At 70.0% G+C, this 21,298-nt stretch carries 16 protein-coding genes and 2 pseudogenes; 12 read left to right on the forward strand and 6 right to left on the reverse strand.

Annotated features, from left to right (window positions below):
• Positions 1-84, reverse strand: a pseudogene (locus AAHF99_RS19595) (IS5/IS1182 family transposase); the annotation flags it as partial.
• A gap of 313 nt (positions 85-397) precedes the next feature.
• Between AAHF99_RS19595 and AAHF99_RS19600 the strand changes: the two are divergent.
• The 6 genes and pseudogenes from AAHF99_RS19600 to AAHF99_RS19625 all read left to right on the forward strand — a co-directional run bounded on the left by AAHF99_RS19600 (position 398) and on the right by AAHF99_RS19625 (position 5,819).
• Positions 398-1,159: a DeoR/GlpR family DNA-binding transcription regulator gene (locus AAHF99_RS19600; protein WP_342166152.1), complete on the forward strand. Its 762-nt coding sequence runs from the start codon at positions 398-400 to the stop codon at positions 1,157-1,159.
• Between the two features lie 96 nt (positions 1,160-1,255).
• Positions 1,256-2,782, forward strand: a complete 1,527-nt coding sequence (gene glpD / locus AAHF99_RS19605) for a glycerol-3-phosphate dehydrogenase (protein ID WP_342166153.1) — start codon at positions 1,256-1,258, stop codon at positions 2,780-2,782.
• A gap of 230 nt (positions 2,783-3,012) precedes the next feature.
• The gene (glpT, locus tag AAHF99_RS19610) at positions 3,013-4,353 is read left to right on the forward strand and encodes a glycerol-3-phosphate transporter (RefSeq protein ID WP_342166154.1); all 1,341 of its coding nucleotides are present in this window, start codon (positions 3,013-3,015) and stop codon (positions 4,351-4,353) included.
• Positions 4,354-4,532: 179 nt separating this feature from the next.
• Positions 4,533-5,192, forward strand: a pseudogene (locus tag AAHF99_RS19615) (MgtC/SapB family protein); the annotation flags it as partial.
• Between the two features lie 97 nt (positions 5,193-5,289).
• Positions 5,290-5,562, forward strand: a complete 273-nt coding sequence (locus tag AAHF99_RS19620) for a PepSY domain-containing protein (RefSeq protein ID WP_342166155.1) — start codon at positions 5,290-5,292, stop codon at positions 5,560-5,562.
• Positions 5,562-5,819, forward strand: a complete 258-nt coding sequence (locus AAHF99_RS19625; RefSeq protein WP_342166156.1) for a hypothetical protein — start codon at positions 5,562-5,564, stop codon at positions 5,817-5,819. The genes AAHF99_RS19620 and AAHF99_RS19625 overlap by 1 nt, the downstream gene beginning before the upstream one ends.
• A gap of 31 nt (positions 5,820-5,850) precedes the next feature.
• On the opposite strand, the gene AAHF99_RS19630 is transcribed toward AAHF99_RS19625, so the two are convergent.
• The 3 genes from AAHF99_RS19630 to AAHF99_RS19640 form a co-directional block, all read right to left on the reverse strand.
• Positions 5,851-6,840 carry an inorganic phosphate transporter gene (locus tag AAHF99_RS19630; protein WP_342166157.1) on the reverse strand — a complete coding sequence of 330 codons (990 nt, stop codon included), beginning with the start codon at positions 6,838-6,840 and terminating at the stop codon, positions 5,851-5,853.
• A gap of 9 nt (positions 6,841-6,849) precedes the next feature.
• On the reverse strand, positions 6,850-7,491 hold the full coding sequence (locus tag AAHF99_RS19635) for a DUF47 domain-containing protein (protein WP_342166158.1): 642 nt from the start codon (positions 7,489-7,491) through the stop codon (positions 6,850-6,852).
• Between the two features lie 345 nt (positions 7,492-7,836).
• Positions 7,837-8,373 (reverse strand): hypothetical protein, encoded by a 537-nt coding sequence (locus tag AAHF99_RS19640; protein WP_342166159.1) that lies wholly within the window; start codon positions 8,371-8,373, stop codon positions 7,837-7,839.
• Between the two features lie 151 nt (positions 8,374-8,524).
• Between AAHF99_RS19640 and AAHF99_RS19645 the strand changes: the two genes are divergently transcribed.
• The 6 genes from AAHF99_RS19645 (at position 8,525) to AAHF99_RS19670 (ending at position 19,895) form a co-directional block, all read left to right on the forward strand.
• Positions 8,525-8,674: a hypothetical protein gene (locus AAHF99_RS19645; protein WP_342166271.1), complete on the forward strand. Its 150-nt coding sequence runs from the start codon at positions 8,525-8,527 to the stop codon at positions 8,672-8,674.
• Positions 8,675-8,732: 58 nt separating this feature from the next.
• The gene (gene recO, locus AAHF99_RS19650; protein ID WP_243956991.1) at positions 8,733-9,452 is read left to right on the forward strand and encodes a DNA repair protein RecO; all 720 of its coding nucleotides are present in this window, start codon (positions 8,733-8,735) and stop codon (positions 9,450-9,452) included.
• Between the two features lie 41 nt (positions 9,453-9,493).
• Positions 9,494-11,740: a DNA topoisomerase IV subunit A gene (gene parC, locus AAHF99_RS19655; RefSeq protein ID WP_342166160.1), complete on the forward strand. Its 2,247-nt coding sequence runs from the start codon at positions 9,494-9,496 to the stop codon at positions 11,738-11,740.
• Entirely contained in the window at positions 11,740-12,381 is a 642-nt protein-coding gene (locus AAHF99_RS19660) for an SGNH/GDSL hydrolase family protein (protein WP_342166161.1), read from the forward strand. Before parC ends, AAHF99_RS19660 begins: the two co-directional genes overlap by 1 nt.
• Positions 12,382-12,522: 141 nt before the next feature.
• Positions 12,523-14,550 carry a protein meaA gene (locus tag AAHF99_RS19665; protein ID WP_342166162.1) on the forward strand — a complete coding sequence of 676 codons (2,028 nt, stop codon included), beginning with the start codon at positions 12,523-12,525 and terminating at the stop codon, positions 14,548-14,550.
• A gap of 83 nt (positions 14,551-14,633) precedes the next feature.
• A complete protein-coding gene (locus AAHF99_RS19670) occupies positions 14,634-19,895 on the forward strand; it encodes an alpha-2-macroglobulin family protein (protein ID WP_342166163.1) in 5,262 nt (1,753 codons plus the stop codon).
• A gap of 4 nt (positions 19,896-19,899) precedes the next feature.
• Here the strand turns inward: AAHF99_RS19670 and AAHF99_RS19675 are convergent, their stop codons facing one another.
• Positions 19,900-20,832 (reverse strand): ferredoxin reductase domain-containing protein, encoded by a 933-nt coding sequence (locus AAHF99_RS19675; protein WP_342166164.1) that lies wholly within the window; start codon positions 20,830-20,832, stop codon positions 19,900-19,902.
• A 120-nt stretch (positions 20,833-20,952) separates the two neighbouring features.
• A complete protein-coding gene (locus AAHF99_RS19680; protein WP_342166165.1) occupies positions 20,953-21,297 on the reverse strand; it encodes a hypothetical protein in 345 nt (114 codons plus the stop codon).
• Position 21,298 lies beyond the last annotated feature (1 nt).

Raw genomic sequence — 21,298 nt, forward strand, 5'->3', positions numbered from 1 at the left:
ACCGCCCTTCGGCTTGGCCCGTTCAGGCGGCAGCAGCGGTGCGATCTCGGCCCACAGGCCATCGGGAAGGAGCGGTCTCGCCATCTTCACTCAACGCGCCAAACCCGGTTTTGTTAGAGCCTCTAAGGGTGTCCGCCCGCGCCAACGCTTGCCAGTTTTCGCATTCGCCGTCCTCCGACGGGGATGCGAAGGTTCGAGAGCACCACGGCTTGGGTGAACGGGATCACGGGTGCCATGTTCTCGCGAACGAAAGTGCGAAGCGGAACACGCCTATGCCATTTGTAATGAGCCGCTCCCTGTGAGTGCGTCTTGCGTGGATCGCAGCCGATCCAAGCTTCCTTTTTTGCAGTTTCGCGTTCGCCTTCTCCCTCGCTTTTCCAGGTAGTGATGTAACGGCATGCTTTCGGATCGTCAGAACGCCATCATGGAGATCGCGCGAAGCGATGGGCGCGTCCTCGTTGAGGCGTTGGCCGGTCGTTTCGCGGTCAGCGTCCAGACCATCCGGAAGGATCTCAACGACCTGTGCGAGGCTCGACTTCTGTCGCGTATGCACGGCGGGGCGGTCCTGGGAGCCGGCGCCGAAAACCTCGACTACGACGCACGCAATGCGTTGGCGTCATCGGAGAAATCGGCCATCGCACGCGCCGTTTCCGACCTGATCCCTGATCGCTCGTCGCTTTTCATCAACATCGGGACGACCACCGAGGCGGTCGCCAGGGCGCTGCTGGGCCATTCCGGGCTGATGGTGATCACCAACAACCTCAATGTGGCGCACGCCCTGCGGCCCAGCCCGGAAGTCGAGTGCATCGTGGCGGGCGGTCTGATCCGGCGGTCGGACGGCGGCATCGTCGGTGAGGCCGCCGTGGATTTCATCCGCCAGTTCAAGGTTGACTTCGCGGTGATCGGCGCTTCGGCCATCGACGAGGATGGATCGCTCCTCGACTTCGACTACCGCGAGGTGCGAGTGGCGCAGGCGATCATCGCCAATGCGCGCCATGTCGTGCTCGTCGCGGACTCCACGAAGTTCGAGCGAAGCGCGCCGGTCCGCCTCGCTCAGCTCAACCAAATCGGCACCTTCGTCACCGATCACTGCCCCAGCGATAGTCTTCGCGACCTTTGCAGAGCATCGGGCGTGCGAATTATCGAAACCGGGCGCTGACGGCCGACTTTCGGTTGACTTTCCTTTTGTTTCGTACTGAATGGCTGCGCTTTCGCAATCGCGCATCTTACGGCGCGAAACGAAAGGGGGAGGATCATGCGCACGTTCGACGTCGCCGTCATCGGCGGGGGGATCAACGGATGCGGCATCGCGCGTGACGCGGCCGGCCGTGGCTATTCCGTATCGCTGACCGAGCAGAACGACCTGGGCAGCGGCACCTCCTCCTGGTCGACGAAGCTGATTCACGGCGGCCTACGCTACCTTGAGCATTACGAGTTCCGCCTGGTGCGCGAGGCGCTTGCCGAGCGCGAGGTCCTCTGGGGGATCGCGCCGCACATCGTGCGCCCACTGCGCTTCGTCCTGCCGCTGCACAAGGGCCTGCGCCCGGCCTGGCTGCTGCGGCTGGGCCTCTTCCTCTACGATCATCTCGGCGGCCGGAAGCGCCTGCCCGGAACGCGTTCCGTCGACCTGACAGGCCCCCTCGGTGCATCGCTAAAGCCTGACTTCCGGCGCGGCTTCGAGTATTCCGACGCCCGCGTCGACGACACACGCCTCGTGGTTCTCAACGCCCGCGATGCCCAGTTGCGCGGTGCCAAGATCGCGGTCGGGACACGCGTCGTGTCCGCCCGCAGGGAGGGCGACCTATGGCGGATCGTGCGCCGCGATCTGCGAAGCGGACGCGAGGAAGAGATCGCCGCACGCTTCCTCGTGAATGCGGCCGGGCCCTGGGTCGACCGCGTCATTCAGGGGCCCCTCGGTCGGCGTGAGGACAGGCACGTGCGCCTCGTCCAGGGCTCGCACATCGTGGTGCGCAGGCTCTACGACCATGACCGGGCCTACATCTTTCAGAATGCGGACGGGCGGATCATCTTCGCCATCCCATACGCGAACGATACGACGCTCGTCGGGACGACCGACCGAGACTTTTCCGGGGACCCTGCCGAGGTGGCGATCACCGAGGAGGAGACCGCGTACCTGCTCGATGCCGCCAGCGAATACTTCGCGGAGCCTCTGCGCAGAGAGGACATTGTCTGGACCTTCTCCGGTGTGCGCCCGCTCTTCGACGACCACGCTTCCGCCGCGCAGGAGGCGACGCGCGACTACGTGCTGAAGCCGGACGGCGCAGCCGGCGAGGCAGCGGTGCTCAACATCTTCGGTGGTAAGATTACGACCTACCGGAAGTTGGCCGAGGATGCCCTTGAGGAGATCGGCCGGCGCATCGGCGCGCGGGGCCGGCCCTGGACCGGAAACACCGCTCTGCCGGGCGGCGACTTCGCGGTGGACGGTGTGGCCGCGCTCGAAGCGCGCCTAGCACGGGCCGCGCCCCACCTCGCCGCCTCGACGGTGGAGCGCATGGTGGCGGCCTACGGAACCGACGCGCTGCGCATCGCCGAGCACCTCGGCGCCGACCTGGGCCACGGCCTCCACGAAGGCGAGCTGCGCTGGATGGTCGAGCATGAATGGGCCCGCACCGTCGAGGACGTGCTCTGGCGGCGGTCCAAGCTCGGGCTCGCCTTCACGGCGGACGAGGCCAGGGCGCTGGGAACGGCGGTCGCCGCGATGACCAGCAACTCCGACGTCGCGATACCCGCCGGCCGGACCGAACGCCGCGAAAGGGCGTGAGGCCATCAACGAAGAAGGCGGGCCGGTCCAACCGGAACACGCCGTCTCTAAGGGAGGACACTATGCTTCGACGGGACCTTGCGACCCGCCAACGACCCCGGATGGGTTCGCCCCCGCGGATAGTGCCTTCGGAAGCCGCGCCGCAGCGCCGCTGAATTCCGCCCCTCACCACAGGTCCCATCAAGACGAGGCCCGGATCTATGCCGCGGTCTCACCCACGAAGGCGCGCCATGATTGGCTTTCTCGCTCCAGCGGCCCACAGGCCTCCGATCCAGGCGGATCGCGTCGATCCGACCTACCGAAGGCTGCGCTGGCAGATCTTCGCGGGCATCTTCCTCGGCTACGCCGGCTATTATCTGCTGCGAAAGAACTTCTCTCTCGCGATGCCCTACCTGGTCGAGCAGGGCTACAGCCGCGGTGAGCTCGGCACGGCGCTCTCCGCGGTGGCCATCGCCTACGGCCTCTCCAAGTTCCTGATGGGGATGGTCTCGGACCGCTCGAATCCCCGCTACTTCCTGCCGATTGGCCTCGTACTCTCGGCGATGGTGATGCTGCTGTTCGGCTTCGCGCCCTGGGCGACGTCCAGCGTGAGCATCATGTTCGTCCTGCTGTTCCTCAACGGCTGGTTCCAGGGCATGGGCTGGCCGCCGAGCGGGCGCACGATGGTGCATTGGTGGTCGCAGAAGGAGCGCGGCGGCGTCGTCTCAGTCTGGAACGTAGCGCACAATGTCGGCGGCGGTCTGATCGGCCCGCTCTTCCTGCTCGGACTGGCTTGGTTCAACGACTGGCACTCGGCCTTCTACGTGCCCGCGGTGGTGGCGCTCGCCGTCGCGGTCTTCGCCTTCGTGACCATGCGGGACACGCCGCAATCCTGCGGCCTTCCCTCCGTCGAAACGTGGAAGAACGATTTCCCTGAGGGCTACGACGCCAACCACGAGCGAGAGTTCTCCACCCGGGAGATCTTCGTGGAGCACGTCCTGAAGAACCGTCTCCTTTGGTACATCGCCTTCGCCAACGTGTTCGTCTACCTGCTGCGCTACGGCGTGCTGGATTGGGCGCCGACCTACCTAAAGGAAGCCAAGCACTTCTCGGTCGATAAGACCTCCTGGGCCTACTTCCTTTACGAGTGGGCCGGCATTCCCGGGACGCTCCTCTGCGGCTGGCTGTCGGACAAGCTCTTCCGCGGCAATCGCGGCGCCACGGGGGTGGTGTTCATGATCGGCGTCCTCGTGGCGACGCTGGTCTACTGGCTCAACCCCGAAGGTAACCCGGGCATCGACCTCGCGGCGCTCATCTGCATCGGCTTCCTGATCTACGGACCCGTGATGCTAATCGGCCTCCAGGCCCTGGAGCTGGTGCCCAAGAAGGCGGCTGGGACGGCCGCGGGCTTCACCGGCCTGTTCGGCTACCTCGGCGGCTCCGTCGCGGCGAGCGCGCTGGTGGGCTACACGACGGACCACTATGGCTGGAACGGCTCCTTTATCCTCCTGATCGGGGCGTGCGTCCTCGCCATCCTCTTCCTGGCCCTGACCTTGAGCCACAAGGGTCCGGCTCACGGACGGCCCGCCTGATCGGCGCCGTCATGCGGCCCAGGGGAGCTCGATATCCCCGGGCCGTTTTTTCAATCATCTGCTTCGGTAAGGTGGTTTCGGATGCCGGGCACGCTGATTTGAAGAGGCCGTTCGCGTACTTGATCATGTCAATTTGATTATATTTCAGCCTGCAGTCGCTCGACAGGCTTGACGAGAACATGCTCGGCAATCTGGAAATTCTGTCTCGACTTCTGCTTACCGCCGTCCTCAGCGGCTTGATCGGGGTGGAGCGCGAACGGTTACTCTGGGCGGCGGGCCTTCGGACGCATATGCTCGTCGGGGTTGGCGCCTGCCTCATCGTCATCGTCTCGGCGTTCGGCTTCAGCGACGTGCTCGGCGCGCACAACGTCGTCCTCGACCCTTCGCGGATTGCGGCGCAGGTCGTCTCAGGTATCGGCTTCCCCGGGGCCGGGACGATCCTGCTTCGCGGCGAAGTCGTCAAAGGGCTCACCACCGCAGCGAGCCTTTGGGCCGTCGCCGCAATCGGCTTGGCGGTCGGCAGCGGCCTCTACGTCGTCGGCGTCGCGACGACCGCAATCCTTCTGGCGATCCTCGCCGGACTGAAGCCACTCCAGGAACGCTATCACGACCGGCTGCGCGTCCGTCCGCTTCGCGTCCTGGCCGAGCCGGGCTCGGTCACGTTCGATACCCTGCAGGGGATCGCCGGCCAGCGTGCATCCCGTGTTCGCCAATTCGTCGTGCAACGGGGTGCCGATCCAGGACAGGACGAAATACTGATTTCGTTCGCGCGACTGTCCCGTCAGTCGGTTGCAGAGATTGCCAAGGGTCTCCGCGCGCACCCCGGCGTCGCCAGCGTCGAGAATGTCGATGGTCACCTGTGGCCGCGTCATCGATGGTTGCGCAACCGATACCCATGCGATCCGTTGACCGGCACCACGGAAACGGAGGCGGCTAATGAAATTCGAGAAACTTGCGCCCATCGCGCTGGCCTTGACCCTGGGCTTCGCCGGCTCAGCCGTCGCCAAGAGCGACAAGCCGGGGGCGGACTGGATCCCCGCCGAGCAGGTGAAGCAGAAGCTGATGGAAGCGGGCTACTCCAGCATCACCGAACTGGAGGCCGATGACGGCCATTGGGAAGGCGAGGGCATGAAGAACGGCGTAAAGATGGAATTCCACGTCGATCCCAAGACGGGCGCCATCACCAAGGAAAAGCCCGATAAGGACTGATGGACAGAACCACGTACCTCCCTTTTGCGGAGGTCAAGACTGGTAAGAAGGGCAAGCGCACGGCGTACCTGATCGCCGTGCATCAGAAGCGCCAGCCCGTGCGCGTCTATGCCGTTATGGACGTGTCGGCGGCCCTCGCTGTCGCGCGGGTCGCCGCTCTGGCGACGGATGCCATGAAGGTCGAGATCGTCGGCAGCCTGTCGCGCAACCTCGCGCGGCAGCTCGGCCTCGTGCTCGGGCAGATCCGCTTGGTCTGATCGCCCGGGAACGCCGGACGGGGAGACCGTTCTACGAGAGGACGAAGCCGGAGAGGGCATAGACCGACGCCCCCACAAGGGCCGCGGCGGGCATCGTGACCACCCAGGCGACGACGATGCCCTGCGCCACGTTCCACCGCACCGCGGAGATCCTGCGCGCTGCCCCCACGCCGATGATCGCCCCCGTGATGGTGTGGGTGGTCGAGACCGGGATCCCGAACGCCGTCGCGGCGAAGAGGGTGAGCGCCCCCCCGGTCTCGGCGCAGAAGCCCTGCATGGGCGACAGCCGCGTGATCTTCGAACCCATCGTGTGGACGATGCGCCAGCCGCCGAGGAGCGTGCCCAGCGCCATGGCGGACTGGCAAGATAGGACCACCCAGAGCGGCACATGGAACGCGCCGCTCTCCTGCCCGTGGGCATAGAGCAGCACGGCGATGATCCCCATGGTCTTCTGCGCATCGTTGCCGCCATGGCCGAGGGAGTAGAGCGAGGCGGAGACGAACTGGAGCTTGCGGAAGACGCCGTCGGCGGCGGACGGCGTGGCGCGAACGAACAGCCACGACACGATCAGCACGAGAAGGAGGGCCAGCACGAAGCCGAGCGCCGGCGAGAGCACGATGGCCGCGCTCGTGGTGATGACCCCCGGCCAGACCACCGCCCCGAGACCGGCCTTGGCCAGACCGGCGCCGAGCAGCCCGCCGATGAGCGCGTGCGAGCTGGAAGAGGGGATGCCGAGGTACCACGTCAGCAGGTTCCAGGTGATGGCGCCGCCGAGGGCGCCGAGGATTACCCGGTCGTCCACCACCGTGACATCGACGATGCCCGAGCCGACCGTCCCCGCGACGTGCAGCCCGAAGACTAGGAACGCCACGAAGTTGAAGAAGGCCGCCCAGACGACGGCATAATGCGGCGCGAGCACCCGCGTCGAGACGATGGTGGCGATCGAGTTCGCCGCGTCGTGCAGGCCGTTCAGGAAGTCGAAGAACAGCGCGACGGCGATGAGGCAGATCAGGAGCGTCACGGTGGCCGCTCAGACGTGCTCGACCACGATACTGCTGATCTGGTTCGCGACGTCCTCGAATCGGTCCATGACCTTCTCCAGATGGTCGTAGAGTTCGGACCCCACGATGAAGGCCATCGGATCCTGGCGGGAGGCCCGGAACAGGGCCTTCAGGCCAGCCTCGTGCAGGTCGTCCGCACGCCCCTCCAACCGGATGACGCGTTCGGTCAGGGCGTTCAGGGCTTTCGCGTTCTCGTTGAGGGAGCGCAGCTTCGGCATGGCCTCGGCCACCACCGAGGCGGCCTCTTGGATGATGACACCCATCTCGCGCATCTCTGGCTCGAAGCGCGTGACCTCGAAGAGGCGGACCGCCTTGGCCATCTTGAGCATCTGGTCGATGGCGTCGTCGAGGGATCCGACGAGGGCCTGGATGTCGCTGCGGTCGAAGGGCGTGATGAAGGTCCTTCGCACCGCCTGGAGCGCCTCCCCCGTGATGGCATCGGCCCTGTCCTCATGGCCGGCGATGGCCGCGCAGGCCGCGGCGAGATCCTGCGTGCCGTCGAGCAGGCTTCGCAGCGCCGCCGCACCGTCGACCAGCGTCGCAGCGTGTCGCTCGAAGAGGTCGAAGAACCGATCTTCCTTCGGCATCAGCGCCCGGAACCAACCCAGCATGCCGCGCTCTCATTGACGGAGGAAAACGCCAAACCTTAGCCGGGATAATAAGTCTCCCCCGGGACAGTTCCCCCGGGATGTGGGGGGCATGGGGCCAGCCCCGTGGCGGTGGGAAGTTGGCCCGGCAGCCGGGGCGCCAGGGCGAGCATCAGCGGGACGACCCCCATCGCCGTGGCGGCTGCCGCCATTGAGGCCCAATGCGGTCCGATGGCGTCGCCGAGGGGATCCTAGCCTTCCATCGGCAAAGGGCGGATGACCGCTTTTGAGAAGCACTGACGGCTGTCCGGATGGCCGGGTTGGGTCGAAAGCAGCCCCCGCGAAACAGGTTTCGGGCGAAGCACGCGTTCAGGAGGGCGCGCCCGGCACGCAGGGTTCGATCACCGTCCGCATGACCGCCGCGTCGGTGACGGGGAAGGTCGCGATGATCGCGGCATCCCCGGCGCGCGGGCTGGATTGCGTCCAGACGATCCGTGCATTCGCCTCCGCGAGGCCCGGCGCGATCCCCCGCAGCGGGCTTTCGGTGCGCCTCGGGCCGGCGACGGTCAGGGTGAAGCTCGTCGCCGGATCGGCGGCCACCGCGCCGCTCGCCGGGGCGATCATGCTGCGCACGCCGTTCGCCCCCGCGACCCGAATCGCGGTGAGGGGCTTGCCCGTGCCGCCCGGCCCCTCGAAGGCGTCGAAGGCGAAGGTGGCGGCGAGATCCGCGAAGCGCGGGATCGTCAGCGCCGCCGAGAGCCCCGCATGGGCCGGATCGCAGGCGAGCCGCAGGGTGACGTGGCGGGACGCGCCGCCAATCGTCGCCTCGCCCACCAAGCCCACCTCCTCCGCCCGAACGGGGGAGGCCAAAAGAACGAGAGCCAGGGCGGGGGCGACGATCCGCATGGGAGCCTGATCCGTTAACGCCGCCGCGCGGCCGGGAAGGGTCGCTTTACCACGGGAGAAGGAAAGGGGCTCCCAATCCAGGGTTAATGTGCGCTGCAGCAACTCATTCAAAAGCGATCGATCCTACACCGCCACGCTCAGGTCCTCAGGCGTGGCCATGCGCATCAAGATCACCCTCGTCCTCATGCTCGTCGTGTATCTCATCGACGGCCGGGCGCCCGGCTTCCGCGAACTCCGCAACCCCGACGCCGAACATGCCGGCGCGCGCAACATCGTCGCGACGAAGCGGGCGTGGGTCTGACGCGACGGCCACGCCGCGCGGCGGATGCAGCGACGCGGAAATCGCCTATATCCCTCCCATGCAATGGACGGACGACGCCCTGGTGCTGGGCCTGCGCCGGCACGGGGAGAGCGGCGTCATCCTCGAAGCCATGACCGCCGAACACGGGCGCCATCTCGGCCTCGTGCATGGCGGGCGCTCGCGCCGGATGCAGCCGGTGCTCCAGCCGGGCAACCGGGTGCGCGTGACGTGGCGGGCGCGGCTCGACGAAGGCCTCGGCGCCTTCGCCGTCGAGCCCCTGGCCTCCGAGGTCTCGCGGATGATCGGCTCGGGGCTCGCCCTCTACGGGCTCGGGGCCCTCGGCGCGCTACTGCGCCTCCTGCCCGAGCGCGACCCGCATCCGGCCCTCTACGAAGCCGCCGGCATCCTCGTGGAGCATCTGGACGACCCCGCCATCGCCCCGCCGCTGATGGTGCGGTTCGAACTCGCCGTGCTCACCGAACTCGGCTTCGGCCTCGATCTCTCGGCCTGCGCCGCCACCGGGGGCAACGACCGCCTCGCCTACGTCTCTCCCCGCACCGGCCGCGCGGTGAGCGCGGCGGCCGGCGAGCCCTACAAGGACCGCCTCCTCGCCCTGCCGACCTTTCTGCGCGAGGGCGGGGCGCCCGGCCCCGACGGCGTTGCGCAAGGGTTTACCTTGACGGGATACTTCCTCGACCGGCACGTCTGGGGTCCGCGCGGCCTCACGCCACCGGAGGAGCGGGCGCGATTCGTTGCGCTCGGCGTCGCCGAAGGTTAATCTGTTCGCGTTACGTTCCAGTCTGAAAGCCGGAAACCACCATGGGCCAGCCCTTCGAGCCGCCGTCCGGCGACGGCATCGAAAGCGTCGAGCTGAAGTCGGCGCTGGAAGAGCGCTACCTCGCCTATGCGCTCTCGACCATCATGCACCGGGCCCTGCCCGATGCCCGCGACGGGCTGAAGCCGGTGCACCGGCGCATCCTCTACGGCATGCGCCTCCTGCGGCTCGACCCGAACACCGCGCACAAGAAATGCGCGAAGATCGTCGGCGACGTGATGGGCGACTTCCACCCCCACGGCGATCAGGCGATCTACGACGCGCTAGTGCGCCTCAGCCAGGATTTCGCGCAGCGCTATCCGCTGGTCGATGGCCAGGGCAACTTCGGCAACATCGACGGCGATGGCCCCGCCGCCTACCGCTACACCGAGGCGCGCCTCACCGAGGTGGCCCGCCTGCTGCTGGACGGGATCGACGAGGACACGGTCGATTTCCGGCCCTCCTACAACGGGGAGAAGGAGGAGCCGGTCGTGCTGCCGGCGGCCTTCCCGAACCTGCTCGCCAACGGCAGCCAGGGCATCGCGGTCGGCATGGCGACCTCGATCCCGCCGCACAATGCGGCCGAACTGTGCGACGCGGCGCTCTACCTGATCAACCACCCCGAGGCGACCTCGGGCCAGCTCGCCAAGTTCGTGCAGGGGCCGGATTTCCCGACCGGCGGCATCCTCGTGGACTCGGCCGAGTCCATCGCGGAGGCCTACCGCACCGGGCGCGGGGCGTTCCGGGTCCGCGCCCGCTGGCACAAGGAGGACCTTGGCCGGGGGACGTGGAACATCGTCGTCACCGAGATCCCCTACGGCATTCCGAAGGGCCGGCTGATCGAGAAGATGGCCGAGCTGCTGCAGGAAAAGAAGCTGCCGCTGCTGGCCGACGTGCGGGACGAATCCGCCGAGGACGTGCGGGTGGTGCTGGAGCCGCGCTCGCGCAGCGTCGATCCCGTCATCCTGATGGAATCCCTGTTCCGCCTCACCGAGTTGGAAGCGCGGATCTCCCTGAACCTGAACGTTCTCGTCGGCGGCCTCGTGCCGAAGGTGATCGGGCTCGCCGAATGCCTGCGGGAATGGGTCGATCACCGCCGGGTGGTGCTGCAGCGCCGCTCCCGCTACCGCCTCGGCCAGATCGACCGCCGCCTCGAAATCCTCGGCGGTCTGCTCATCGTCTATCTCGACCTCGACGAGGTGATCCGCATCATCCGCGAGGAGGACGAGCCGAAGCCCGCCCTCATGGCCCGCTTCGAACTGACCGAGGTGCAGGCCAACGCCATCCTCGACACCCGCCTGCGCTCCTTGCGCAAGCTGGAGGAGATGGAACTGAAGCGCGAGCTCGACGCCCTGACCGCCGAGAAGGCCGAACTCGACGGGCTGCTCGCCTCCGAGCCGGCACAGTGGAAGTCGATCCAGGCGCAGATCCGCGCGGTGAAGAAGACGTTCGGGCCGGAGACCAAGCTGGGCAAGCGCCGCACCAGCCTGGAGAACCCGCCGGACACGGCCGGCGTCGACCTGACGGCGGCCCTGGTGGAGCGCGAGCCGATCACGGTGATCGTCTCGGAGAAGGGCTGGATCCGCGCCCTGAAGGGCCATGTGGCCGACCTGTCGGGCGTGGCCTTCAAGGGCGACGACCGGCTCAAGATCGCCTTCCCCAGCGAGACGACGCAGAAGATCCTGCTGCTGGCCTCGAACGGCAAGATCTTCACCCTCGACGCCGCGAAGCTGCCGGGCGGGCGCGGCTTCGGCGATCCGGTGCGGCTGATGGTCGATCTCGACGACGGCACCGAGGTGGTGGCGGCGTTGCCCTACCGGCCGGAGACCAAGCTGCTGATCGCGAGTTCGGACGGCCGGGGCTTCGTCGCGCCCTCCGATGCCCTCGTCGCCAACACCCGCAAGGGCAAGGGCGTGCTCGGCCTCGACGGCGACGCCACCGCCACGGTGATGGTGCCGGCGGACGGCGACCACGTGGCGGTGGTGAACACCGAGCGGCTGCTCCTCGTCTTCCCCGTCACGGAGGTCGCCGAACTGTCGCGCGGCAAGGGCGTGCGGCTGCAGCGCTGCCGCAGCGGGCAGCTCACCCAGGCCCATGTCTTCCGCCTGGAGGACGGCCTGCCCTGGCAGGACGGCTCGGCCGAGGGGCGGCTCGCCAACGCGTCGATCCTCGAGAAGTGGCTCGGCCACCGGGCGGAGGTCGGCCTGATGATGGCCCGCAGCTTCCCGAAATTCGAGCGGTTCGGGCGCTGATGCTCGGCTGGCTGGCGCGGCGGCTTCGGCGGCGGCGCTTCCTCCGGATCTGCCGGGAGCGCATCGCGATGCGCATCCCCCAGATCCGGCGGGACCTCGCGGCGGCGCCGCCGGGCTTCGCCTGGATCGTCGGCGATTCCCATGCCGAGTTCCTGTGCGCGCACCCCCTCGGCTCCCGGCCGGTGGTGAACGCCGGCATCGGCGGGATCTCGACCGGCGGCTACGCGGAGCGCCTGCCGCAGTTGCTTCCGGTCCAGCGGGCGGGAGTCGCGGTGCTCGTCACCGGCAGCAACGACCTCTCGGTGCGGGGGCGCCCCCTCTCGCCGGAGGCGGTCGCCCGGTTCGAGGCTGCGGCGACGTCGCTCGTCCGTGGGTTGCGGGACCACGCGGACAGGGTCGTGGTGCTCGCCCTGCCGCCGATGGATCCGGTGCCGGGCCAGGAGCGCGAGCTGGCGGCGGTGGAGGATTACTCGACCCGCCTCGCCCGGATCGCGGCTGCGCATGGCTGCGCCTTCGCCGACCCATTTTCCGATTTGCGCGAGGGGCGGGGAGGGCTCGCCCGGCCGGGGGCGCTGAGCGACGGCGTCCACCTCGCCGATTACGGCGCGGCGGCGCGGGAGGTGGCGACGCTGCTGGGGTGAGGGGCGTCTCAAATTCCCTTCACCGTCAACCCCGATTTTTCGTGCAACCCACCCTGGATGACGGCGGCATGAGGCTCGGCTACGCTGCGCCGCAAGCGGCGTTCTCAGCGCGGCATCAAAAGTCGTCACGGAGTGGGTGGAATGGGCGCGAGCGCCGAAATCGCCGAGGTGAAGCGCGACAAGCCGTGGATCATCCGCACCTATGCGGGTCACTCCACCGCGGCCGAGTCGAACAAACTCTACCGCGGCAACCTCGCCAAGGGCCAGACCGGCCTGTCGGTCGCCTTCGACCTGCCGACCCAGACCGGCTACGACCCCGACCATGAACTCTCGCGTGGGGAGGTCGGCAAGGTCGGCGTCTCGATCGCGCATCTCGGCGACATGCGGACCCTGTTCCAGGACATCCCGCTGGCGCAGATGAACACCTCCATGACGATCAACGCCACGGCCCCGTGGCTGCTCGCCCTCTACCTCGCGGTCGCCGAGGAGCAGGGCGCGCCGTTGAGCGCCCTGCAGGGCACCACCCAGAACGACATCATCAAGGAATACCTGTCGCGAGGCACCTACGTGTTCCCGCCGGCCCCCTCGCTGCGGCTCACCAAGGACGTGATCCTGTTCACGACCAAGGAAGTGCCGAAGTGGAACCCGATGAACGTCTGCTCCTACCACCTGCAAGAGGCGGGGGCGACGCCGGTTCAGGAACTGTCCTATGCGCTCGCCATCGCCATCGCCGTCCTCGACACGGTGCGCGACGATCCCGCCTTCGACGAGGCGAGCTTCCCGGAGGTGTTCGGGCGCATCTCGTTCTTCGTGAACGCGGGCCTGCGCTTCGTCACCGAAATCTGCAAGATGCGGGCGTTCTCGGAACTCTGGGACGAGATCGCCCAGGAGCGCTACGGCATCGACGATCCGAAGAAGCGCATCTTCCGGTATGGCGTGCAGGTCAATTCGCTGGGGCTGACCGAGCAGCAGCCCGAGAACAACGTCCACCGCATCCTCATCGAGATGCTGGCCGTCACCCTGTCGAAGCGCGCCCGCGCCCGCGCCGTGCAATTGCCGGCCTGGAACGAGGCGCTTGGCCTGCCGCGCCCGTGGGACCAGCAATGGTCGATGCGGATGCAGCAGATCCTGGCCTTCGAGACCGACCTTCTCGAATATAACGACATCTTCGACGGCTCCCATGTCATCGAGGCCAAGGTCGAGGCGCTGAAGGCCGAGACCCGCGCCGAACTGGAGCGGATCGGCGGGATCGGCGGCGCGGTGGCGGCTGTCGAGACCGGCGCCCTGAAACGCGCCCTGGTGGAATCGAACGCCAAGCGCATCTCGGCCATCGAGGCGGGCGACCAGATCGTGGTCGGCGTCAACAAGTACCAGCACGGCGAGCCCTCGCCGCTGACGGCGGGGGAGGGGGCGATCTTCTCCGTCTCCGAGACGGTGGAGATGGAGGCGGCGGGCCGCATCAAGACCTGGCGCGAAACCCGCGACGCGGCGGCGGTGCGGGCGGCGCTCGCCGGCCTGGAAGAGGCGGCGCGCTCGGGGGCCAACATCATGCCGGCCTCCATCGCGGCGGCGAAGGCGGGCGTCACGACCGGCGAGTGGGGCTCCTGTCTGCGCGAGGTCTTCGGCGAGTACCGGGCGCCCACCGGCGTCACAACGGAAACCGTCTCGGCGGGGGCGGCCGAGGAGGCGCGCCTCCTCATCGCCGACCTCGGCGAGCGCCTGGGCGAACAGCCGAAGCTCGTCGTCGGCAAGCCCGGCCTCGACGGCCATTCGAACGGCGCCGAGCAGATCGCGCTGCGCGCCCGCGACGTCGGCTTCGATGTGACCTATGACGGCATCCGCCAGACGCCCTCAGAGATCGTCGCCAAGGCGAAGGAGACGGGCGCCCACGTGGTCGGCCTGTCGATCCTGTCGGGCAGCCACGTCCCGTTGGTGCGGGAGGTGCGCGCCAAGATGCGCGAAGCCGGGCTCGACCACATCCCGGTGGTCGTCGGCGGCATCATCTCGCCGGACGACGAACTGGTCCTGAAGAACATGGGCGTGCGGGCGGTCTACACGCCGAAGGACTACGCCATCGACCAGATCATGATCGGCCTCGCCAAGGTCATCGAGAAGACCCTGGACGGCCAGACGAACCGCCCGCAGGAGGAGCCGGCTCAGGTTTACTGAGCGGTTCCCTTCCCCCGCCCGCCCTGTAATCTCCCCCTCGCGGGTCCGCCGCGATTCGCGTCGCGGCGGCGGGGGAGGGGCCCATGGCGCGGTGGTGGATCCAAGCGGTCGCGGGCGGCCTCGCCGCCCTGCTCCTGGCGGTGCCGGCGCTCGCGCAGACGAAGCCGACACCCGCCGCCTTCGCGCGGAGCTTCACCCGCCCCGGCCTCGCCAGCGATGCCATCCGCCTCGAAGCCACGCTGAAGGCCGAGGCCGGCGGCTCGCTCGTCCCCGCCGCGCAGTCCCGCCGCAAGGGCGAGGGGCTGCTCGAAGCCGACAAGCCCGCCGAGGCCCTGGCGCCGCTGGCCGCTGCCGTCGCGGCCGATCCCGGCGATCCGGCCAACTGGCGCGCCTATGCCCGCGCGGCGGAAGCGGCGGCGGGCGAGACGGAGGAGAACGATTACCAGGGCCGCACGCGCCTGCGCGGTCAGGCGCTCGCCGCCGCCTACCGGGCCTACGAGCGCGCCCGCTTCGCGCCGGACGCCGCCGCCGCCCTGGCGCTGCTCGGCGCCAACGCCGCCGATCAGGAGGAGTGGCGCCCGGCGCTCGATGCCTATGCCGCGAGCCTCGCGCTCGCCGACGATGCCACCACCCGCGCGACTTACGAGGCGTTGCGCGCCGAGCATGGCTTCCGCATCCTCAACTACACCGTCGATTCCGACGCCGCCGCCCCGCGCCTGTGCTTCACCTTCTCGGAGCCGGTGGCGCCGAAGGCGGAGTTCGCGCCCTTCGTCGCGGTCTCCGGCAGCGCCTCGGCGGCGGTGACGGGGGAGGGGTCGCAGGTCTGCGTCGATGGGCTGAAGCACGGCACCCGCTACGCGGTGGTGCTGCGGCCCGGCCTGCCCTCGTCGGTCGGCGAGACCCTGCTCAAGGCCGCCGATTACGAGATCTATGTCCGCGACCGCGCCCCCCAGGCGCGCTTCACCGGCCGCAACTACGTCCTGCCGCGCACCGGTCAGGCGGGCATTCCCCTCGTCGCGGTGAACGCGCCGAAACTCGATGTCGAGGTGCTGCGCATCGGGGATCGCGGCCTGCTGCCGACCCTGCGCTCGGAGGATTTCCTCGGCCAGCTCAGCGGATCGACCGCCAAGGGCATCGCCGCGCAGAAGGGCGTGCGCGTCTGGAAGGGCAGCCTCGACACCGCCAAGGCCGAGATCAACCAGGAGAGCGTCACCGCCTTCCCCGTGCTTCAGGCGGTGGGGAAGCTGGAGCCCGGCGTGTACGTGATGATCGCCCGGCCCTCCGGCACCGCCGCGCCGGACGAGGAGAGCTACGAAACCCAAGCGACGCAATGGTTCGTCGTCTCCGATCTCGGCCTGACGGCGACCAAGGGGCGGGACGGCGTCCACGTGGTGCTGCGCTCTCTGGGCACGGCCAAGGCGACGGAGGGGGCCGAGATCCGCCTCGTCGCCCGCGACAACGAGGTGCTGGCGACCCGCAAGACCGATGCGCAGGGCCACGCCGCCTTCGAGGCGGGCCTGAGCCGGGGCGAGGGCGGCACCGCCCCGAGCCTCGTCGTGGCCCAGATGGGCGACGATTACGGCTTCCTCGACCTCGACCAGGGCGCGTTCGACCTCACCGACCGGGGCGTGAAGGGCCGTCCCGAGGGCGGCGGGCTCGACGCCTACCTGTTCACCGAGCGCGGGGTCTACCGCTCCGGCGAGACGGTGCAGGTCGCCGCCCTCCTGCGGGACGCGCGCGGCAACGCCGTGCCCGACCTGCCCCTCACCCTGGTGGTGAAGCGCCCCGATGGCGTGGAATACCGCCGGGTCTCGGTGGCCGACCAAGGGCTCGGCGGGCGGGCCTATCCGCTGCCGCTGCTCTCGGGGGCGATGCACGGGACGTGGCGGATCGCGGCCTATACCGATCCGAAGGCGCCCCCGGTGGGGGAGGCGAGCTTCCTGCTCGAAGATTACGTCCCCGAGCGGCTGGACGTGACCCTCACCCCCGCCGGCCCGAGCCTGAAGCGGGGCGAGCCGGCGCAGGTGGCGGTGGCCGCGCGCTACCTCTACGGCGCGCCGGGGGCGGGGCTCGACGTGTCGGGCAGCGTCACCGTGCAGGCCGCCGCCACGAGCGGCATCAAGGGCCTCGATGGGTTCACGGTGGGCCTCGACGACGAGGCCGTGGAGGCGACGACGCGGGAACTCTCCGCCCACGCCACCACCGACGCGCAGGGCGCGGCGAGCGTCGCCGTGCCGGTGCCGGAGGTGGTCGCCCCGCGTCCGCTGGAGGCGAAGATCACCCTCGCGGTGGGCGAGCCCGGCGGGCGGGCGCTATCCCGCAGCGTCACGCTGCCGATCCTGCCGTCGGGCCCGGTGCTGGCCCTGCGCAAGGGCTTTTCCGAGCTGAAGGAGGGCGACCTCGCAGCCTTCGACGTGGTGATGGCGGCGCCGGACGGGCATCGCGTCCCGAAGGCCGGCGTATCCTGGACGCTGAACAAAATCGAAAAAACCTACCAATGGTACCGCGCGGACGGGCGCTGGTCCTTCGAGGCGGCCAAGACCACGAAGCGGATCGCCAGCGGCACGCTGGACCTCGCCGCCGACGCGCTGGGCCGCATCGCGGCGCCGGTCGGGCTCGGCGCCTACCGCCTCGACGTGACGGCGCCCGGCCTCGCCGAGGCGGCGGCGAGCCTCGGCTTCGAGGTCGGCTGGGCGGGCTCGGAGACGGCGCAGGCCCCCGACCTCCTCGACCTCACTCTCGACAAGGCGGCCTACGCGGCGGGCGAGACAATGAGCGCCAAGCTCGGGCCGAAATTCGCCGGCCAGGCGAGCGTGATGGTGGTGAGCGACCGGGTTCACGAAATCCGCGAGGTCAGCGTGCCGGAGGGCGGCGCCACGATCCGCCTGCCCGTGAAGGCGGAATGGGGCGCGGGCGCCTACCTCGTCGCGACGGCCTACCGGCCCCTCGATCAGGCGGCCCGGCGCCAGCCGGGGCGGGCGCTCGGCCTCGCGTGGTTCTCGGTCGATCGCGACAGGCGCGCCCTCACCGTCTCCGTCGCCGCGCCGGAGAAGGTGCGGCCCCGGCAGGACCTGACCCTGCCCGTGACGCTCGCCGGCCTCGCCCCGGGCGAGGAGGCGCGGATCACGGTGGCTATGGTCGATGTCGGCATCCTTAACCTGACCCGCTACGCCGCCCCGGACCCGACCCGCTACTTCCTCGGCCAGCGGGCGCTCGGCCCCGAGTTCCGCGACGTCTACGGCTACCTGATCGACGGGATGCAGGGCAGGGCCGGGGCGATCCGCTCCGGCGGCGACGCGGGCGGGGCGGAACTCGCCGACGCGCCGCCGACCGAGGCGCCGCTGGCCCTGTTCTCCGGCGTGGTGAAGGTCGGGCCGGACGGCACGGCCCGCGTCACCTTCCCCGTTCCCGCCTTCAACGGCACCGGCCGGGTGATGGTCACGGCCTGGAGCGGCACCCGCGTGGGTCAGGCGCAGGCCGACGTCACGATCCGCGACCCCGTGGTGGTGAGCGCCACCCTGCCGCGCTTCCTCGACATCGGCGACCGCTCGCGCCTGTTCGTCGCCCTCGACAACGTCGAGGGCCCGGCGGGCGAGTACGTGGCCGACATCGTGCCCTCGGGGCCGGTCCTCGTGGGGGCGCAGGCCCTGCGCACCACGATGCGCCTTGCCACCAACGGGCAGGCCCGCTTCGCCGTGCCGTTCACGGCGGCCGGGCCGGGCGTGGCCCGGCTCGATGTCGCGCTGTCCGGGCCGGGGCTGGCCGCGCCCCTGTCGCGCAGCCTCAGCCTCGGCATCGCCCCCGGCACCGGGGCGCTGCTGCGGCGGTCGGTGCGCACCCTCGCGCCGGGGGAGAGCCTTTCGGTCACGTCCGACCTTCTGGCCGACGTGATCCCCGGCACCGGGCGCGTGTCGCTGGCGGCCTCGACGCTGCCCGGCGTCGATGTGCCGGCCCTCCTCCAGGCCCTCGACCGCTATCCCTATGGCTGCTCGGAGCAGGTGGTGAGCCGGGCGATGCCGCTGCTCTACGTGAACCGGCGCGCCAGCCTCGACCAGCTCGCCCTCGATCCGGACGTGGACGGCCGGGTGCGCGAGGCCATCGACCGGGTGCTCTCGCGCCAGGATTCGAGCGGCGATTTCGGCCTGTGGTCGGCGGACGGGTCGAACGACCTGTGGCTCGATGCCTACGTCGCCGACTTCCTCACCCGTGCCCGCGAGCGCAAGTTCGCCGTGCCGCAGGGGCCGTTCGCGCTCGCCCTGGACCGGCTGCGCAACGCGGTCGCCAACGCGAGCGAGGTCCGCGACGGCGGCGCCGACCTCGCCTACGCGGCCTATGTGCTCGCTCGCAACGGTCGCCCGGTGATGGGCGACCTGCGCTACCTCGCCGATTCCCGCCTCGGCGATTTCCGCACGGCGCTCGGCCGGGCGCAGCTCGCCGCCGCCCTCGCGCTTCTCGGGGACCGGGGCCGGGCGGCGCGGGTGATGGAGGCGGCGGTTTCCTCGCTCGCGGCGGAGCGGGACAGGGGCACCTACCGGGCCGATTACGGCTCGCGCCTGCGCGACGGGGCCGGGCTGATCGCGCTCGCCGCCGAGACCGGCCTCACCCACGGCGCCCTCGCCCCCGCGAGCGCGGCTCTGGGCCAGGAGCGCGCCGACGGACGCCCGACCAGCACGCAGGAGAACGCCTGGATGGTGCTCGCCGCGCAGGGGCTGGCGGACGAGGCGAAGGGCCTCTCCTTCACCCTCGACGGGGCGGCCCAGCAGGGCGCGCTCGCCCGATCGTTCCGCGAGGCGGATCTGGCGGGCGGGGGCCGCGTGCTCGTGAACACGGGGGCGGCGCCGGTCCAGGTGTCGCTCGGCGTGTCGGGCAACCCGATGAGTCCCGAACCCGCCGAGTCCCGTGGCTATAGCGTGGAGCGCAGCCTGCACCGGCTCGACGGCAGCGTGGTCGATCCCGCCACCGGCATCCGGCAGAACGACCGCCTCGTGGTGGTGCTCACGGTGACGGAGGCCAAGGCCGAGGCGGCGCGGCTCCTCCTTGTGGACCGTCTCCCCGCCGGCTTGGAAATCGACAACCCGAAGCTCCTCGACGCGGACGCGCTCAAGGGCCTCGCCTTCGCGAAGTCCGACGTGCAGCCGGTCCATACGGAGTTCCGCGACGACCGCTTCGTGGCGGCCTATACCCGCGAGCCGAGCCAGCCGGCCGTCTTCTCCGTGGCCTATGCGGTGCGGGCGGTTTCGCCGGGGACCTACGTCCATCCCGGCGCCAGCGTCGAGGACATGTACCGCCCCGCCCGCTACGGGCGGACGGGCACGGGGAGCCTGACGGTGGGGGAGGGGAAGTGAGGCGCTACTCCACCACGATCGGGTAGCAGCGCGCGCCCACTGCGCCGGCCAGCGCCTGCACGGCGCCGACGGTGGCGATGTCGCCGGCCACGTGGATCACGTCGGTCGCCCGCAAGGGCGGGAGATGGGCGCCCACGGGGCCGGGGCGCACGTCCGGCGGGCGCTGGCGGCCCCGCTCGGCGCAGAGCACGATCCGCCCGACCCCGGTGGCACGCAGCCAGTCGAGGCTCTGGCGCATGTAGAGGTCGAGGGCATCGCGGGCGCCGATGGCGAGCGCCATGTCGCGGTCCGGCTCGATGTAGCGCGCGGCCCGGGCGATGGCCCAGATCGGCCCGAACCCGGCCTCCGACGCGGCCAGCACCAGCCGTCCGCCGCCCGGCCGGTAATGGCTGCGCCCCATCGGGCCCTTGAGCTTCACCTCGCGGCCGATGGCGAGGGCGTCGAGGGCGTCGCCCTCCGCCTCGCGGTTCAGGTGGAACACCGCCTCGTTGATCTCGGCCGCGCCATCGACGCGGAGCGTCGGGCACAGAGTCTGGGTCGGCAGGCCGGGCAGGCTCACCGCGTAATGCTGGCCGGGCTCGTGGAGCGGCCGGCGGGTCAGGGTCGCGACGACCTCGAGGATGCCGGGGCCGAGGCGACGCACCTGCGTCACGGTCCCCTTCAGGGTCTGGCGGGCGCGCTCCTGCGGGGCGGGGGCCGGGACGGCCTCTCCGGAACGGCTCTCCGGCACCTCGGAGAGCGGCGCGGGGGCCTCGCGGGCCCGGCGGCCCTGGCTGCGGCGGGCAGCCGGGGCGGCGCCCTGGCCGAGGAGATGCGTGCCGTGCAGGCCGGGGACCGGCGCGATCATCCCCTCGGCCAGGGCGGCTTCGAGGGGCGTGTCGCCGGGCGAGCAGCGGACGGCACGGCCGTTGACGACGAGCGAGCAGCGCGCGCGCATGGCGGAACCCTCGCGTCTCACGGCACGATGCGGAAGGAAGGGATCGGTGTTCCCGCGGACATCGTGCGACACTGGTTCATCCTGGACGGGAACGGACGGGCGAGGGCCGGCCGGATGCCTTCAGCGGGCGCGGATCAGCAGGGAATCGACGAGGTCGGCCCAGCGCTCGCGGGTCGCCCGCACGTCGTCGTCGGGCGAGGATTCGGTGAGCAGCCGGCGCTGCGCCCGCAGGGATTCGATCTCCTGCCGCTGCACCCGCACCACCGCCTTCATCACCCCGAGCTCGGCTTCGAGCCGGGCGATGGCGGCCTCGGCGCGGGCCATGGCCGGCGCCTGGACGGGGGTGGCCTCGCGCTCGGGCAGGCGGGTGCGCGACTGATGCGCGAGCCGCACCGGCCGGGCGATCATGCGGCGCACGAGATCCGGGCTGCCCGCCGGTTGGAAACGCCTCGCCGCCTCGGCCATC

The organism is Methylobacterium litchii, from assembly GCF_038442315.1.
Lineage (GTDB): Bacteria > Pseudomonadota > Alphaproteobacteria > Rhizobiales > Beijerinckiaceae > Methylobacterium > Methylobacterium litchii.

What these genes read in the sequence shown, in the direction of transcription:
- AAHF99_RS19600 (WP_342166152.1), top strand. Translation starts at nt 398, where the DNA reads ATGCTTTCGGATCGTCAGAACGCCATCATGGAGATCGCGCGAAGCGAT.
- glpD (WP_342166153.1), top strand. Translation starts at nt 1,256, where the DNA reads ATGCGCACGTTCGACGTCGCCGTCATCGGCGGGGGGATCAACGGATGC.
- glpT (WP_342166154.1), top strand. Translation starts at nt 3,013, where the DNA reads ATGATTGGCTTTCTCGCTCCAGCGGCCCACAGGCCTCCGATCCAGGCG.
- AAHF99_RS19620 (WP_342166155.1), top strand. Translation starts at nt 5,290, where the DNA reads ATGAAATTCGAGAAACTTGCGCCCATCGCGCTGGCCTTGACCCTGGGC.
- AAHF99_RS19625 (WP_342166156.1), top strand. Translation starts at nt 5,562, where the DNA reads ATGGACAGAACCACGTACCTCCCTTTTGCGGAGGTCAAGACTGGTAAG.
- AAHF99_RS19635 (WP_342166158.1), bottom strand. Translation starts at nt 7,491, where the DNA reads ATGCTGGGTTGGTTCCGGGCGCTGATGCCGAAGGAAGATCGGTTCTTC.
- AAHF99_RS19640 (WP_342166159.1), bottom strand. Translation starts at nt 8,373, where the DNA reads ATGCGGATCGTCGCCCCCGCCCTGGCTCTCGTTCTTTTGGCCTCCCCC.
- recO (WP_243956991.1), top strand. Translation starts at nt 8,733, where the DNA reads ATGCAATGGACGGACGACGCCCTGGTGCTGGGCCTGCGCCGGCACGGG.
- parC (WP_342166160.1), top strand. Translation starts at nt 9,494, where the DNA reads ATGGGCCAGCCCTTCGAGCCGCCGTCCGGCGACGGCATCGAAAGCGTC.
- AAHF99_RS19660 (WP_342166161.1), top strand. Translation starts at nt 11,740, where the DNA reads ATGCTCGGCTGGCTGGCGCGGCGGCTTCGGCGGCGGCGCTTCCTCCGG.
- AAHF99_RS19665 (WP_342166162.1), top strand. Translation starts at nt 12,523, where the DNA reads ATGGGCGCGAGCGCCGAAATCGCCGAGGTGAAGCGCGACAAGCCGTGG.
- AAHF99_RS19670 (WP_342166163.1), top strand. Translation starts at nt 14,634, where the DNA reads ATGGCGCGGTGGTGGATCCAAGCGGTCGCGGGCGGCCTCGCCGCCCTG.
- AAHF99_RS19675 (WP_342166164.1), bottom strand. Translation starts at nt 20,832, where the DNA reads ATGCGCGCGCGCTGCTCGCTCGTCGTCAACGGCCGTGCCGTCCGCTGC.
- AAHF99_RS19680 (WP_342166165.1), bottom strand. Translation starts at nt 21,297, where the DNA reads ATGGCCGAGGCGGCGAGGCGTTTCCAACCGGCGGGCAGCCCGGATCTC.